Source organism: Ruegeria sp. YTSC003 (assembly GCF_059609785.1).
Map to the genome: position 1 here is coordinate 37,217 of NZ_JBXWMK010000005.1, position 15,137 is coordinate 52,353.

General features: G+C 56.8%; 17 protein-coding genes. 6 read left to right on the forward strand and 11 right to left on the reverse strand.

All coding sequences use genetic code 11. The annotated features are described in order from the left end of the window. Positions 1-2: 2 nt before the first annotated feature. Both fahA and hmgA read right to left on the reverse strand, forming a co-directional pair. Positions 3-1,259: a fumarylacetoacetase gene (fahA, locus tag AC2FFH_RS11075; protein ID WP_496844416.1), complete on the reverse strand. Its 1,257-nt coding sequence runs from the start codon at positions 1,257-1,259 to the stop codon at positions 3-5. A gap of 22 nt (positions 1,260-1,281) precedes the next feature. Further along, positions 1,282-2,637, reverse strand: coding sequence for a homogentisate 1,2-dioxygenase (hmgA, locus tag AC2FFH_RS11080; RefSeq protein WP_496844417.1), 1,356 nt, complete (start codon positions 2,635-2,637; stop codon positions 1,282-1,284). Between the two features lie 57 nt (positions 2,638-2,694). Here hmgA and AC2FFH_RS11085 point away from each other — a divergent pair, with 57 nt between their 5' ends. Next, positions 2,695-3,147 carry a MarR family winged helix-turn-helix transcriptional regulator gene (locus AC2FFH_RS11085; protein WP_496767264.1) on the forward strand — a complete coding sequence of 151 codons (453 nt, stop codon included), beginning with the start codon at positions 2,695-2,697 and terminating at the stop codon, positions 3,145-3,147. 60 nt (positions 3,148-3,207) lie between these two features. Next, positions 3,208-4,452 carry an adenylate/guanylate cyclase domain-containing protein gene (locus AC2FFH_RS11090; RefSeq protein ID WP_496727012.1) on the forward strand — a complete coding sequence of 415 codons (1,245 nt, stop codon included), beginning with the start codon at positions 3,208-3,210 and terminating at the stop codon, positions 4,450-4,452. 77 nt (positions 4,453-4,529) lie between these two features. Here AC2FFH_RS11090 and AC2FFH_RS11095 read toward each other — a convergent pair whose 3' ends face one another. Both AC2FFH_RS11095 and AC2FFH_RS11100 read right to left on the reverse strand, forming a co-directional pair. Further along, positions 4,530-5,996 carry a uracil-xanthine permease family protein gene (locus AC2FFH_RS11095; protein ID WP_108861328.1) on the reverse strand — a complete coding sequence of 489 codons (1,467 nt, stop codon included), beginning with the start codon at positions 5,994-5,996 and terminating at the stop codon, positions 4,530-4,532. A 321-nt stretch (positions 5,997-6,317) separates the two neighbouring features. Further along, positions 6,318-7,127, reverse strand: a complete 810-nt coding sequence (locus AC2FFH_RS11100) for a division plane positioning ATPase MipZ (RefSeq protein ID WP_496727013.1) — start codon at positions 7,125-7,127, stop codon at positions 6,318-6,320. Between the two features lie 217 nt (positions 7,128-7,344). Here AC2FFH_RS11100 and AC2FFH_RS11105 point away from each other — a divergent pair, with 217 nt between their 5' ends. The 3 genes from AC2FFH_RS11105 to AC2FFH_RS11115 all read left to right on the forward strand — a co-directional run bounded on the left by AC2FFH_RS11105 (position 7,345) and on the right by AC2FFH_RS11115 (position 10,433). After that, positions 7,345-8,232 (forward strand): AEC family transporter, encoded by an 888-nt coding sequence (locus tag AC2FFH_RS11105; RefSeq protein WP_496844418.1) that lies wholly within the window; start codon positions 7,345-7,347, stop codon positions 8,230-8,232. Between the two features lie 81 nt (positions 8,233-8,313). Continuing rightward, positions 8,314-9,909 (forward strand): MFS transporter, encoded by a 1,596-nt coding sequence (locus tag AC2FFH_RS11110; RefSeq protein ID WP_496767260.1) that lies wholly within the window; start codon positions 8,314-8,316, stop codon positions 9,907-9,909. 59 nt (positions 9,910-9,968) lie between these two features. Next, complete coding sequence (locus tag AC2FFH_RS11115) at positions 9,969-10,433, forward strand: GNAT family N-acetyltransferase (protein ID WP_496844419.1); 465 nt, start codon at positions 9,969-9,971, stop codon at positions 10,431-10,433. A 79-nt stretch (positions 10,434-10,512) separates the two neighbouring features. Here AC2FFH_RS11115 and rpmE read toward each other — a convergent pair whose 3' ends face one another. After that, positions 10,513-10,734 (reverse strand): 50S ribosomal protein L31, encoded by a 222-nt coding sequence (gene rpmE, locus AC2FFH_RS11120; RefSeq protein WP_010437577.1) that lies wholly within the window; start codon positions 10,732-10,734, stop codon positions 10,513-10,515. 11 nt (positions 10,735-10,745) lie between these two features. Further along, the gene (gene rplS / locus AC2FFH_RS11125) at positions 10,746-11,129 is read right to left on the reverse strand and encodes a 50S ribosomal protein L19 (RefSeq protein ID WP_058273331.1); all 384 of its coding nucleotides are present in this window, start codon (positions 11,127-11,129) and stop codon (positions 10,746-10,748) included. A 378-nt stretch (positions 11,130-11,507) separates the two neighbouring features. On the opposite strand from rplS, the gene AC2FFH_RS11130 reads away from it, so the two are divergent. After that, positions 11,508-12,311, forward strand: coding sequence for a glycoside hydrolase family 25 protein (locus tag AC2FFH_RS11130; protein ID WP_496844420.1), 804 nt, complete (start codon positions 11,508-11,510; stop codon positions 12,309-12,311). On the opposite strand, the gene AC2FFH_RS11135 is transcribed toward AC2FFH_RS11130, so the two are convergent. From AC2FFH_RS11135 to AC2FFH_RS11155, 5 genes are all read right to left on the reverse strand, one after another. Continuing rightward, positions 12,308-12,670, reverse strand: coding sequence for a hypothetical protein (locus AC2FFH_RS11135; RefSeq protein WP_147235301.1), 363 nt, complete (start codon positions 12,668-12,670; stop codon positions 12,308-12,310). The two genes, AC2FFH_RS11130 and AC2FFH_RS11135, sit on opposite strands and share 4 nt — an antisense overlap. Positions 12,671-12,867: 197 nt before the next feature. Further along, positions 12,868-13,677 (reverse strand): tRNA (guanosine(37)-N1)-methyltransferase TrmD, encoded by an 810-nt coding sequence (trmD, locus tag AC2FFH_RS11140; protein ID WP_496780179.1) that lies wholly within the window; start codon positions 13,675-13,677, stop codon positions 12,868-12,870. Then, positions 13,674-14,489 (reverse strand): hypothetical protein, encoded by an 816-nt coding sequence (locus tag AC2FFH_RS11145; RefSeq protein ID WP_496767252.1) that lies wholly within the window; start codon positions 14,487-14,489, stop codon positions 13,674-13,676. Before AC2FFH_RS11145 ends, trmD begins: the two co-directional genes overlap by 4 nt. After that, positions 14,489-14,992 (reverse strand): ribosome maturation factor RimM, encoded by a 504-nt coding sequence (gene rimM / locus AC2FFH_RS11150; RefSeq protein ID WP_058278985.1) that lies wholly within the window; start codon positions 14,990-14,992, stop codon positions 14,489-14,491. Before rimM ends, AC2FFH_RS11145 begins: the two co-directional genes overlap by 1 nt. After that, on the reverse strand, positions 14,985-15,134 hold the full coding sequence (locus AC2FFH_RS11155) for a hypothetical protein (RefSeq protein ID WP_496844421.1): 150 nt from the start codon (positions 15,132-15,134) through the stop codon (positions 14,985-14,987). Before AC2FFH_RS11155 ends, rimM begins: the two co-directional genes overlap by 8 nt. Between the last annotated feature and the right edge of the window lie 3 nt (positions 15,135-15,137).

Below are 15,137 nucleotides of genomic sequence, written 5' to 3' on the forward strand. Positions count from 1 at the left end.
CCTTATCGGGTGTACGGGTTTTTTAGGGCGGGCAGCACGGTCCCGACACAGTCGCCAAACCCGATGGTGTAACCTTTGCCCTTGGCAGCACCTGTCAGGGTCAGTGTGTCACCGTCCTCGATAAAAGTGCGGGTTTCACCGGTATCCAGCGTCAGCGGTTCCTTTCCGCCCCAGCTGAGTTCCAACAGCGAGCCCCGCTCTGGTTTTGTTGGACCGGAAATCGTGCCAGACCCAAGCAGATCGCCCGTGTTCATTGGGCAGCCTGAGGTCGAATGGTGTGCCAGTTGTTGGGCGGCCGAGTAGTACATTTCGTTGTAATTTGTTCGGGCAATGACTGTGGCGCCCCTGCCGTCGGGCTCCATCGTGACCTCAAGATCAATGTCATACAGCATCGGACCGCAGTCTTTGATATGATCCAATAACTCGAATTCACGCGCAGGCGTGTCGCAGCGGAAGGGTTCCAGCGCCGCCTTTGTCACAATCCACGGGCTGATCGAAGTGGCTGTGGCTTTGGCTTGAAACGGCCCCAAGGGTTGATATTCCCAGGCCTGAATATCGCGTGCGGACCAATCGTTAAGCAGAACATAGCCAAAGATGTTGTCGTCGGCCTCCTGAACCGAGATGGGTCCGTCCGAGGGTGTACCGACAATCGCGCCCATCTCAAGCTCGATGTCAAAACGGCGGCTAGGCAGAAAAGCGGGCATGTCATGATCGGGCGACTTGAGCTGGCCCCAGGGCCGACGGATATCGGTACCCGATACGACAACGGATGAAGCCCGGCCGTTATACCCGATGGGGATATGCAACCAGTTCGGCGGCAGGGCATTTTCCGGTCCGCGGAACATGGTGCCAACGTTTTGCGCGTGGTGACGTCCGGCATAGAAATCGGTGTATTCGCTGACGGCGAAAGGCATGTGCATTTCGGCGTCGATCTGAGCAATAAGTAACGGTTCAACCTGCGCCTGTTCCTCTGCGCCTTCGTCCAACAATGCGGTCAGGCGGTTGCGCAATGCAGCCCAGACGGCAGGACCTTCCTCCATCAGCGGGTTCCAGAAAGGCAGATCGAAGAGCGGCTCGTCGGCCATTTCGATCAGGCCCCCGGCCTCGGCTGCGGTGACGTCCAGAATCATGTCACCAATCGCGACGCCACAGCGCGGATCGCCGCCTTCGGTCGAGAAAACGCCGTATGGCAGGTTGTTCAGGGGAAACGGGTGATCGGCGTCGTTGGCCGAGGCCACCCAGGATTTCATCAATGGCATTTATTCAAACCTCTTTTGGGTGTCACTTTTTGCCCGGTGTGCCGTCGAACTTTTTCTCAAGCGACGTCCAGCAGTCGATGTAGTCATCCTGCAACGGGGCTTCGTTGGCTGCAAATGGTGTCAGATGCTGCGGGAAACGGGTTTCGAACATGAAGGACATCGTGTTGTCCAGCTTGTCTGGCCCGAGGTTCGCGTTTGATGCTTTTTCAAACGCTTCCCGATCCGGCCCATGCGGCAGCATCATGTTGTGCAAACTCATGCCGCCCGGAACAAACCCCTGCGGTTTGGCGTCGTACTGGCCGTAAATGTTGCCCATCAACTCAGACATGATGTTCTTATGATACCAGGGCGGGCGGAAAGTATCCTCGGCCACCATCCAGCGTTCGCGGAACAGGACAAAGTCGATATTGGCCGTGCCCGGTTGCCCAGAGGGCGCTGTCAGGACGGTAAAGATCGACGGATCGGGATGGTCGAATAGAATTGCACCGACCGGACAGTAGGTGCGCAGGTCATATTTGTAGGGCGCGTAGTTCCCGTGCCACGCCACCACGTCCAGCGGGCTTTGGCCGATCTTTGTGGTATGGAACTGCCCGCACCATTTGACCGTCACGGTCGAAGGCACCTCGCGGTCTTCAAACGCCGCCACCGGAGCCTTGAAATCGCGTGGATTGGCCATGCAATTGGCCCCAATTGGACCGCGGCCGGGCAATTCGAACTTCTGGCCGTAGTTCTCGCAGACAAACCCGCGCGCTGGGCCTTCCAGCACCTCGACACGGTACACGAGGCCACGGGGGAGAATGGCGATTTCCTTGGGTTCCAGATCAATGATCCCGAGTTCAGTCGCGAACCGCAGGCGACCTTCCTGTGGCACCACCAACATTTCGGAATCGGCTGAGAAGAAATAGTCATCCACCATGGATTCCGTGACCAGATAAATGTGGCTGGCCATGCCAACCTGCGTGTTCACGTCCCCCGCCGTGGTCATCGAGCGCATGCCGGTCAGCCATGTCAGGCCTTCATCGGAATGAGGCACTGCGTCCCAGCGATATTGGCCAAGGCTGATCACGTCCGGGTCAACGCAGGGCGCGGATTTCCAATGTGGTAGTTCGATTTTTTCATAACGGTGCGAATGCTTGACCGACGGGCGAATGCGATAGCACCACGTGCGTTCGGGCGGATTGGCTGTAAAAGCCGTGCCGCTAAGCTGTTCACCATAAAGACCGTAGTTGCAACGCTGCGGGCTGTTCATACCCTGCGGCAATGCGCCGGGCAGGGCTTCCGTCTCAAAATCATTTCCAAAGCCGGGCATATAGCCTGCTTGCGTGCCAACGGGCGTGCTGGCTTGCGTCATTTTGTGCGGATCCGTCGGATGGTTCATCCTGTGTTCCTCCAATTGCTGCTTGTCGAGTAATAGTTGATTTTGTAACTAACAAGCATGACTCAGGACAAATCTGCCAAAAAAGATGACTTTGATCTGCAGGAATTCCTGCCGTACCTGCTGAACCGTGCAGCCGAAGAAAGTTCGCTAGAGTTTCAGCAGGTCTATAAGGACCGTTACGGAATGCTTCGCACCGAATGGCGCGTCTTGTTTCATCTGGGAAATTACGGCGAGATGACTGCAAAAGAAATAGGTGAGCGTGCCAAAATTCACAAAACCAAGGTCAGCCGTGCAGTTTCGAAACTGGAACAGCGCCGATACTTAGCCCGTAAACGCGACACATCCGACCGCCGGGTTGAACAATTAACGCTGACATCCGCAGGTCAGTCGGTTTACAGGGATTTGCGCTTGGTGGCCGAGGCCTATGATACAAAGCTTGCTGGCCTGTTTTCCCGGAACGAAGCAGAACTGTTGCGCAAAATGCTTCGGCGTTTGGCGCATATGGATTGACCACTGGTAATTCACCGCCTCAATTCCCAGATGAAGCCCAGAACAAAAATGGGACAAAACATGACGACCTTGGATGCCGATACGGCAAAATCAAGCGATCTGATCAACTGGCTGGTGGCGCGCGGGCTTGAGGGTGTCGAAAAAGAAGAACTGCTGGAAGAGTACTGCAATCGCCTGGTGGAACTGGGCGTTCCGCTGATGCGATTTCATGCGGCCCAGTCGACCCTGCACCCGATTTATGGCGGAACCGGCTATAGCTGGTATTACGGCAAGGGAGGGGAATATCAAAAGTTCGAATACTCTGAACAGCCCAGCGATCAATGGCGTGCTAGCCCTCTGTTTGCTGTTCTGAACGAAGGCGAAAGCGTCGTGCACGAACGGTTGGTGGATCAGAACGAACCCAGCCGATTTCCCTTGCTGAATGAACTGCGCGAACATGGCGCCACTGAATATTACGCGACGGGTGTGTCCTTTGACATTCCGACTCATAATCAGCCGAAGGACGCCAAAAAGGCGGTGAACGGTGTATTGTTGTCCTGGACGTCAAACGCGCCCGAGGGGTTCAAGGACAGCGATCTGGCGTTGATCAATACAGCGCTGCCGCATCTCGGGTTGGCTTTGAAATCGGCAAACAACCAGCGGATATCAAAGGACCTGATGCGCGTCTATTTGGGCCGTGATGCCGGTCGGCGCGTTTTATCCGGCGAAATCAGGCGCGGGTCGCTTCAGCAGATCGATGCAGTAATCTGGAATTTTGACCTTGAGGGGTTCACCAGCCTGTCCGAAGAGCTGCCGGGCGATGCCCTTATTGAGATGCTAAACGAGTATCTGGCCGCTGCTATCGACGTGGTCCACAAATGCGACGGAAGCATCCTCAAGTTCATGGGCGACGGGTTGATGGCCATGTTCGATGTAGGCGAGATTGATGCGGATGCGCGTGCGGCATTGGCGGCCGTCGCCGAATTGGAGGCATCGATGGCGAAACTGAACGCACAACGTTCTGCCGATGGCCTACCTGTGTCGAACTATACGCTGGCCCTGCACGCGGGTGAGATTCTGTACGGCAATATCGGCTCTGAGAACCGCCTCGACTTCACCGTCATCGGCCCGACCGTCAACCAGACCGCGCGGATTGCCGGAATGCACAGGTCGCTGGGTCAACGGATCCTGATCTCGGATGACGTGGCAAAGGCGGCGCGACCTGCCGCGTCAGAGCTGGTCTCTGTCGGTCGTTACATGCTGCGTGGAGTGCCGGAACCGAAGGAACTGTTTACGGTTTACAAGGCGAATGACGCACGGGATTAAGTTTGCTTTTCGTTGCCGAAATTTGTTACGGCTTGGGCCTATCCAATTGTGAACAGGCTCAGGCAATGGTTTCTGGCTCAGACGTGATCGTCCTTAACCAACGCGCCGCGCCCGTGGCCGGCCATACCCCCAGAGACTTCTTCTGTCGCCTCATCAGCGAGTGTCTCTGGCAGGATCAGGTTAAGCACAATAGCGATGAACGCAGCTGGAAGGATGCCTGACGCGCCCAGGACCCGCAGGGTGTCGGGCAGGTGCTGTAGCGCATTTGCCGATCCGGGCGCCACGTTCATGACTTCGAGTTGAAGCCCCAGACCAATCGAAAGCGAAACCGCAAAAATCACCATGTTGCGACGGTTCCACACAACATCCGACAACATGGATACGCCTGCGGCGACAACCATGCCGAACATGACTATGACGCCGCCGCCCAGCACTTCGATCGGAACCGTTCGGATCAACCCGCCGACCTTCGGCACCAGACCGCACACAATCAGGAAAATGGCACCAATGGTGACCACGTGGCGGCTCATGACGCCGGTCATAGCGATCAGACCGACATTCTGGCTGAACGAGGTGTTCGGGAAGCCGCCAAAGACACCCGCAATGGCAGAGCCGAAACCGTCCGCGTATGTGGCCCCCTGAATCTCTTTGTCGGTCGCCTCGCGACCGGCGCCACCTTTGGTGATTCCCGAGACATCTCCGACCGTCTCAACCGCAGAGACAAAGGCCATGAGGCAGAAACCGATTACTGCGGCGAACGAGAACTCGAAACCGTATTTGAAAGGCTGCGGCAGTGCGAAAGCCGCAGAGCGTTCCCACGAGCCGGAGATCACTTCGACGGGCAGCTTCCCAACCAGTAGGCAATAAACATAGCCCACCAAAATACCGACCAGGACAGCCGAAACGGAAAGCATGCCACGCGCGAAGAACTTTAGCCCCAGCGTGACAAACACAACGATCAGCGCAGGTGTCCAGCTGGACAATGAACCATAACTTTCCGCACCCGATGCTTTGGCTGGTACGCCTCCGGCCGCGTATTCGATGCCGACCTTTACCAGTGCAAGACCGATCATCGTCACAACCAATCCGGTGACCAGAGGCGGTAATGCAAAGCGTATCCTGCCGATTACCGTGCCCAACAGGGCATGAAACAAGCCACCGATAATCACGCCCCCAAACAGGGCGGCAAGACCGTCCACGCCTTTTCCGGCAACCAGAGGGATCATGATCGGAATGAAGGCGAATGATGTGCCCTGTACGATCGGAAGCGCCGCGCCAACCGGGCCAAGCGTTACCGTTTGCAACAGCGTGGCAACACCGGCGAAAAGCATCGACATCTGGATCAGGTACAGCAATTCGGGAAAATCCGGGCTGTTTGAGCCAAAGCCAAAGCCCGCCGCGCCAGCGACGATAATCGCCGGAGTAACGTTTGACACGAACATTGCAAGCACGTGCTGAATCCCCAACGGCACGGCCCGGTATATGGCTGGAAAGTAATTTGGATCGCGGAGTTGCTCCGGCGTCCCAATGGATGAATCGGTCATGGCTGTCCTCCCGTAAACGCGCGCTTTGGCGTCCTGTCCTTTGATAGCCTGGTGTGGAATTCACATCCTGATCCATTCAAAGTTGTCTATTATTAGAGCAAGCAGATAGCTGGGATTATCAAAAATACCAAAAAGGTGTTTTGGATGGTTGTATTTTTGGTAAAGAAACCAATGACGGTCCAGAGTCAGCCCTAACTCGACGCTGAAGCGTCAGGCTGCCGGTATTGTCAAAACTCATTGCCCAAAAGGGCAGGGGCGCACCCGATCTACGATTTTAGCGAGGTATAGTAGCGCTGGGACTGGAACGCCCGAACGTGGCAGTTAGAAGTCGATCTCTACGCCCGGCAGGTTAAGCTCTTTCATCATGTCGCGCAGCTCTTGCCGTGCAGCGATGTTCGAAATGTTCAGCTGTTTGACCCCGATATCCTTGAGGTCCAGCAAGGTCAGGCCGCGTGGGAAAAGCTCGCGGAAAATCACCCGCTCGGAGAAACCCGAGGCGACGCGGAAGCCGATGCGCTGGGACAGCATCTCAATCGCGCGCTGCATCTTTTCCTTGTTGACCATGCGCTGCGTACCCACGCGGTTGCGCACGACCACCCAGTCAATGGGTTTTAGTCCCGCCTGCGCGCGCAACTGACGCGCGTTCCACACCATTTCCGAATAGACCGACGGGCCCAGGATTTTTTCGCCCTTCGAGTCGATCCGTGCAAGCAGGTCAAAGTCGATAAAGCTGTCATTCAATGGCGTGATCAGCGTGTCGGCCAGCGAATGTGCCACCTGGCTTAGGCGTGTGTGCGATCCGGGGCAGTCGATCAGGATGAAATCGCTGTCGCTTTCCAGCTCAGACACGGCAGCTGACAAGCGGTGGTCATAGATGTTTTCGCCGGGTTTCAGCTTGGCGGCATCAATCTCGGGCAGATCGTGGTGGCGAGGGCTAGGCAAAGTGACCTCGGACCCGTTCAGGAAATTACCGCGGTTCTCAAAGTACCGGCCAAGGCTGCGCTGCCGAAGATCAAGGTCCAGTGTGCTGACCTTGTGACCCAATCGCGCTAGTGCGGTCGCTACATGCATCGACACGGTCGATTTGCCTGCGCCGCCCTTCTCGTTCCCCACTACGATAATATGTGCCATGCTTGCATTCCCACGTCCCGCCGTGCTTAACCACACGTTGTTACCGCCCACTATATGTTGTGGAGGCCGGGAAGGGAAGAACCCCAAGCGCCATCAAAGGGCAATATCAGGCTCTAATTTGGAAAACTCAACCGGGTGTGTTGGTTAGGACGCGTGCTTGTCAAAGCGGATGGGCTGTTTCACAGTTCAAATCAGGGTTTTGCGATAGGGGAACCGGTTGGACCATCTGTTTTTGAACGTTCTGAACGTGGTTCTGCCGGTGCTGATCTGTGCCGGGATCGGCTATGCCCTTGCTGTGATCAAGGCGCCGTTCGACAACAAAGTCATCGGTGGGATCGTCTCACGCGTTGGGTACCCGACGCTGATCATCTCGCATCTGTCCACGACCCAAATTGCGGTTGGCACCTTTCTGGACGTCATGACGGCTGCAGCGCTGGCCATTGCGGGGTTCGGAGTGTTGGGATTTCTGGCACTAAAAGCCATGCGTCTGCCGGTTCGGGCCTTTTTGACGCCGCTGATGCATGGGAACGTGGGCAATGTCGGGCTGCCTATCGCGTTGCTTGCGTTGGGTGATGCGGGAATGGCCTATACGATGGGTTTTGTCGTAGTCGTGCTGATCAGCATTTTCACCATCGGCATGTGGATCCCGGCGGGTGAGTTTTCGCCCAGAAAGCTCGTCACGTCCCCGATCATTTATGCAGTGATCCTATCACTGATCCTTATGGCGAGCGGATCAAGCTTGCCTCAGCCGCTGGCAAAATCCTTCGACATTCTCGGTGGGCTGTCGATCCCGCTGATGCTGCTGACATTGGGCCATACGCTGGCGACGTTGCGGATCAAAAGTCTGGGCCGGGCGGTGCTGTTGACCGTTCTGCATCTGGTCATGGCGATTGCAATCGCCAGCACTTTGGTATGGGCGTTCGGTTTCACCGGAGCTGAGCGTGGCGCGGTGATTCTGTGTTGCCTGATGCCATCCTCGGTTGCGACTTACCTTTTCATTGACCAGCACGTTCCGGAATACGGGCCGGATGTTGCTGGTTTCATTCTTGTGTCGACGCTGGCCACGATCATCGTCCTGCCGGTGGCTCTGTCCTACTGGATCTAAAGCCGACCCTTTGCGCAGCGACAAAAATCGTTAAACTGCTCATTAATTGCATTTAAGAACAATGAGTTTTGGGGTGTATTTATGATCGACAAGACGTCATCTGACCCAACACACGAGGGGGGTGCCCGCGTTGTGCTGGCGATGACGGCCATCTGCATGATGGTTGTTGGGTTTAACACAACGGCCGTCGCGACCATCCTGCCGAACCTCAAGGCCGAGTTCGATTTGACACCATCCGGTCTGCAATGGGTGATGGCAACCTATACCGTGGCCAGCGCTACGCTGGTCACAATCGTCAGCCGGTTGGGCGATATCACCGGCAAGATGGGCGTGTTCTTTGCTGGTATGATTGTCTTCGGCATTGGGTCCGCCTCGGTCCTGTTTGCGCAAGATGGCGCGATGCTTTTGTTTGGGCGCGGGGCGCAGGGTGCAGGGGCTGCGGCCTTGTTTGGAACATCTCTGTCATTGCTCACCGCCGCCACACCCGAAGAACAGCGTGCAGGTGTCACCGGCGCATGGGGTGCAATTGTCGGTCTTGCCATTGGCGTCGGGCCGATCGTCGGCGGAGCCTTTGCCCACTACATCAGCTGGCGCGCAGTGTTTGCGACCGATCTGGTGTTGCTGATGTTCGCCTTCCTGATTGGGCTACATGTCAGCCGGCGCAGATACGTGCCGGACACACGTCAGGCCGGGGCCAAGTTTGACTATCCGGGTGCTTTTGCGCTGCTGTTGTTCCTTGGCCCGCTGTCCTTCGCGCTTAGCAATGGCGAAAGCAGCGGGTGGGCTACGCCGATGACATTGATGCCGCTGGGAGTCGCTGCGGTTGCGACAATCATCCTTGTCATCGTATCCCGCCGCAGCGACGATCCGTTGATCGAGCTGCGATACTTCAAGCATCCGCGCTATTTCATGGCCGCCGTTGGTATGTTCTTCACCGGCTTCACGCTGTTCTGCTTCTTTGTGTATTTCAACACGTTCGTTCAATCCCCGGATGCTTTCGGTTACTCGCCTGTCGGCGCAGGTTTGGCGATCATGCCGCTTAGCCTCAGCATGTTCGTGATCTCGGTCACCGCACCCCGGTTTCTGGCACCCTACAGCTTTCGATGGCCCATTGCGGTTGGCTTGGGGGCGATGGCCTGTGGGTTCTTGTTGTTGATGACAACCTCGAACTCTACCCAATATGTCGAGATCTGGCGGAAGCTGATGATTGTCGGTATCGGGTTGGGGATCTGTTTCTCGCTGCTACCCCGGCTGGGCCTGCGCCTTTTGCCGGAAGAGCATGTCGGGCAAGGGTCCGGAGTGATTAATGCCTGCCTGTATTTTGGCGCGACACTAGGGGCCGTAGTCGGAGGCTTGGCCGAAGCTATAACGACCCGCAGAGGTATTTCCGAGGTCATGAATGCTTTGCCCACCGGGTCCGCCCAGCGAGAAGATCTGGCCCATTCCCTGACCCATGGGACGCCGAGTCAAATCCAACAAATGATCGCTAAAATGGATCCTGAAACTAGCGTTGCATTGGCCAAGGCCCTTAGGGACTTGCAGGACAACGCCTTTGACAGCGCGATGCTTGTTGCTGCTGCGGCGGCTCTAGTCGGGATGGCTTTGGCGCTGATGTTGCTTCGAGGCCCGGTGCCGCCCGTACACAGCGCAGCCGAGCTGACGCGTGCGAAGAGTTGAGTTCGCTTCGACCGTTCGGAATTCTTCTATTGGAAATCCGGTTGTGATAATAGGGCGCCATGGTTGAGTTTGCGTTACTCTCTCAAAAAAACCTGCGCCCTTTGGCGGCTTTGTCTGTGCGTGAAGATCAGGCAGGGTTTGTCGCGACAAATCTAATGACGATGGCGCAGTCGATTTTCGAACCGGGGTCAGAAATCTATGGCATTTGGGATATCGGCGATGCGGTTGGTTTGCTGGCCATAATCGACATGGCGCATCCCGACGCAGATTTGGATGACGGGGATGACCCGGATGGCGTCTATATCTGGCGGTTGATGGTCGACAAATCTCGTCAGGGTCGGGGCTATGGAATGGCCGCATTGGATTTTGCGAAATCCGTGGCTTTGAAAAAGGGTCGCTCTAACCTGGTGATCAGCGTCGTCGACGAACCCGGCAGTGCGCTGCCGCTTTATCAATCGTTCGGGTTTGCGCCGACTGGCCGGCTTGTCGATGGTGAGGTCGAGTTGATCATGCGGCTGGATTAGCCACTTATTTTTGGCAACGTTCTACGCACAAAAAAGGCCGCCCCGGTGGGCGGCCTTTCGCATCTCAAACAGGTCTGGCTTAGAAGCCCAGACCTTCGTATTTCTTCTTGAACTTCGACACACGGCCGCCGGCGTCCAACAGGCGCGACGAACCACCGGTCCATGCAGGGTGCACAGAGGGGTCGATTTCCAGAGCCAGCTGATCGCCTTCGGCGCCCCAGGTGGATTTCATCTGAACTACGGTGCCATCGGTCATTTTGACGTCGATGACGTGATAATCGGGATGGATGTCTTTTTTCATCTTTCCGTTCCTTACGCTTCGGCGCCAGCCTTGGGCTTGTAGTTGGTGACTTCTGCGATACGCGCGGATTTACCACGGCGCGAGCGCAGATAGTACAGTTTGGCGCGACGGACGCGGCCACGGCGGACAACGGTGATGCTGTCGATGTTGGTCGAATACAGCGGGAACACACGTTCTACGCCTTCGCCAAACGAAATTTTGCGAACGGTGAACGCACCGGCGATGGTGTTGCCACCTTTGCGGGCGATGCAGACGCCTTCGTAGTTCTGCACACGGGTGCGCGACCCTTCGGTCACTTTAAAGCCGACACGGATGGTGTCACCGGCTTTGAAATCGGGGATGTCCTTCCCCAGGGCGGCAATCTGTTCCGCCTCAAGCTGTGCGATCAGGTCCATCGCATTTCTCCTATCTGCTCGTGGTTGGTCCACGAAGTTGAGCACGGCCTGAGAGCTCTTGGTCTTCACCGGGTCCTGCGAACAGCCCGCCAGAGGTCAGATCGAATGTTCCTTATGCCTGGTCTGCCCTGCCGCGCCGTGGCCGAAGAAAGCCGGGCGTCACGCCATGGTGCAAACCAAAACACCGGAGTCGCATGTCGCGGCACCGGATTGCGCTGCTTTACGGGCTTTGTGGGCAGGGATCAAGCCTGAATCTCTATAAAGATCGGGGCGGAGTGGTAGGTTTTCGCCGCTTGTCAACAACACCGTTGCCTTGTCAGGCAGATCGGGCATTCTAGAGGGAATTATAAGAGCAGAAATTTGGAACAGGAACATACCATGCGTACAGCATTGATGCTGGCTGTTATGGCCTTCGCGACCCTGTCTTGCGGTCGCAGCAGCCCGCCGCCCCAACAGGTTGAACCAAAGGCATTTCTGAGCACCACGTCGCCTTCGGTCATTTTTCCAAGCTTTGGGGATGCCAAGCCGCATGAGTGGGAAGGCCGGCATCCGGGGCACTATCCGGTTCACGGGCTCGATGTTTCGCGATGGCAGGGTCCGATTGACTGGCGCAGGGCCAAGTCCTCCGGTGTCAGTTTCGTATTCATCAAGGCGACCGAGGGGGGGGACGTAGCCGACCCTTTGTTTGATGATCACCGGCGCGGCGCGCAAGCCGCCGGTGTTCCATGGGGGGCTTATCACTATTACTATTTTTGCCGACCGGCGCATGAGCAGGCAAAATGGTTCATCGAGAACGTGCCCCGAGGTGCCGACCTGCCGCATGTGCTGGATATGGAATGGACGCCACATTCCAAGACCTGCACCATCAGACCCGATGGCGCCACCGTCCGGTCCGAGGCGAAGCGGTTCCTTGATATCCTGGAACGCCACTATGGCCGCCGCCCGATCGTCTATACGACCGTGGATTTCTACGGTGACACCGATATCGCCCGCCTGCCCAAGACGGAATTCTGGCTGCGGTCGGTCGCCGGGCACCCGCGCAACGTTTACCCCAAGGCCGCGTGGCGGTTTTGGCAGTATACGGGCACGGGTTTGGTTCCTGGCGTTCAGGGGAAAGTGGACATCAACACATTCAACGGCCCGCCTGAGATATGGGCCAGATGGAAGGCGGGGGGCACTTAGCCGCTTGGTGCCCCATAAGTTTCAATGGTTCCTCCCGCCACAAGGTGATCCAGACGGCGTACCCGTTCTTGGCCAGATGTGTGATGCAGCCAGAACCGCTCTCCATCAGTCAGTTCGCGTCGCTCGAAGCCAAGTTCGGTCATGCAGCGGTGCACCTGGTCAATTTCACCCTGTGAGCGAAGCTTATCGTCGAAGGGCGCCGTAACGATGGGGCCAAGGATCACGCCCCACAGCAGGATATTCGTGGCGTATCCACCAATCACCGCGCTGTTGCCCCCAATATCTTCCTCGGTGGCGCATGATTGCACGGCGACCTTTGCGGAGTGCAGGTTATGGCCCGCCTGAGTGGGCACTGCCATCTCAAGAGGCTTGGTTGTGCAAGCTGAAAGGGCAAGCACAGCTAAGCATATGATTTTTTTCATTTAGCAGCCTGTTATGCGTTGAATTGAAATCGCATTTTGCAATATCTTCAAGATGAGTATTTTTTCAGAACATCAGCTTCAAGTGGTGTTCGCTAAATACAGGAACGTGCTGCATACAAGCCACACTCGGGGTATCAATCCTGTGTGTCGTCCCCGGATTCCTCATAGCGTTCCCACAGATCAGGGCGTCGCTTGCGGGTGATCTCTTCAGACATCTGGTGCCGCCATTCGGCAATGCGCCCATGATGACCAGACATCAGAATGTCGGGGATCGGACGGCCTTTCCAATCTGCGGGTCGGGTGTATTGCGGGTGCTCTAAAAGACCCGAGGAAAAGCTCTCGTCTTCGGCTGAGGCCTGGTTGCCCAATACGCCGGGAATCAACCGCACAGTTGAGTCAATCAGCGCCTGGGCTGCGATCTCGCCGCCGGTCATCACGAAATCCCCAAGGCTGACTTCCTGAACGCCGTAATGTTCCAACACGCGTTCATCGACGCCTTCGAACCGACCGCAGAGCAAGGTCATACCGTCGCAGCGTGCGAGGTTTTGCATCATACGTTGATCCATCCGGCGACCGCGCGGGCTGAGGTAGATCAACGGCCAGTTGCCTTGCACACCAGCCATTGTGTGTTCGATTGCCTCACCCAGCACGTCTGCGCGCAACACCATACCCGCGCCGCCGCCGGCCGGCGTGTCGTCGACATTGCGATGTTTGCCAACGCCGAACTGGCGCAGATCCACGGTCTCTAACTGCCACAACCCTTCTTGCAGGGCTTTGCCTGTCAAGCTTTCGCCCAGAACGCCGGGAAAGGCCGAAGGGAACAGGGTGATGATTTTCGCCTTCCAGACCCCGTGCAGGTCAGGTGTCGGAGTCATCAATTCACGCGGCTTCAGCGTGGGTCGGATTGCCTTGCGTCCGTGAGATTTGCCTGGCTTGTCTGTCATATTGTGCCGACCATCGCGTTCTTTGCCCGCTCTACTACCAGCGCTTTTTGCCGGGTCAGCTCAGCTTCGTCCAGATGGGATCGGTTCAGCGTCAGCAATTCGGCCAGCACGCTTTCCGGCAGCCTGCTGTTGGATTTTGTGGGCGGCACCAAAAGCTGCGCTTTTTCCCGAGGCAAGTTCAGGAATTCGGCAAAAGGCGTACCGGGACCAAAGCGGCGCAAATGCGTCTCTTCCAGCCACTCTTGGATCACGGTGACCGACGGCAGTTTCTTGCGAATTTCCGAGACCGTTTCCTCGAGCGGGGGCAGGTGATCCATGTTCGTGCGGAAGGTTTCGAAATCCTGGACTTCACGGGTTCTTTGAAGATCGTGAGCCCACAGGCTGCGCAACCACGCTCCGCGCTGGCGCAGGGACAGGTAGATCGTGATATTGACCTCCTGATCCTCGAACCGATCGCGGACGGCGTCCACCAGACAAGCGGCCAGATCGGGTGTAGCTGCATACCCCTGTTCGATATTGCGGCTGGGTCGCAGGCCGCTGAAATTCTCTTCACTGACGATCAGGCCACGTTTCGTGCCGAAGTTCCGCGTGGCCAGATACTCTCGGGCCTGCGAGCTGAATTCGGACAGCGTTCCCACGGTTCCATAGATGGAGTGGCGGGTCGCAGCACCTGACAGCCCCAATTTGCGCGTCTTGTAAGGCAGCAACAGTGCAAAATGTGGCCAGATCAACTCGCGGTTTTCATACAGAAACGACTGAGCTGCAGTGGTTCCGGTCTTGTGTAGCCCCAGATGCAGCAGAACGCGTCGCATCAGATCAGCCCCTCGGGCGGGTCTGCGATGATGCGGCCTTTGTCCAGATCCACGGTTGGAACAACCTCAAGCGTGAAGGGCAGAAAAACGGTGCCTTTCAACCCCGGCCCGTGCAGTTCCAGCAGATCTGCGGCGCCGTGGTTTTGTACCGACTTCACACGACCCAGCAGCGTTCCGCCGGTGTCGTAGACCTCAAGCTCGATCAGGTCGGTGTGATAGAATTCGTCATCAGGCAATGATGGCAGCTGATCACGCCGCGCGAACAGGCGGAGGCCGTTGATGGCGTCTGCCTGTTCTTTGGTCTCGATCCCACCCAAACGCGCCGCAAAGCCGTTTTTGATTGGGCGGGTCAGGACCAGCGGATAGCGTTCCTTGCCGTCTTCGTCAGTTAGGGGCGAATAGGTCTCGATATCCTCTGGGATGGCGCAAAAACTTTTTAGCCGCACTTCGCCGCGCACGCCGTAAGACCCCGCAACGCTGCCCACGCAGATCAGATCAGTCATTTGGCTCTTCCGTCGTTACACATAATCCGTCCTGCCAGTCTCCAAGCGAGGCACATGCCTCGCGTTGGTTATTGCGCTCAAAGAACACGCCCACAATAAAAACGATCAGCAACAGGATGGGAAGCCGTATCAGTCCGAACATCTG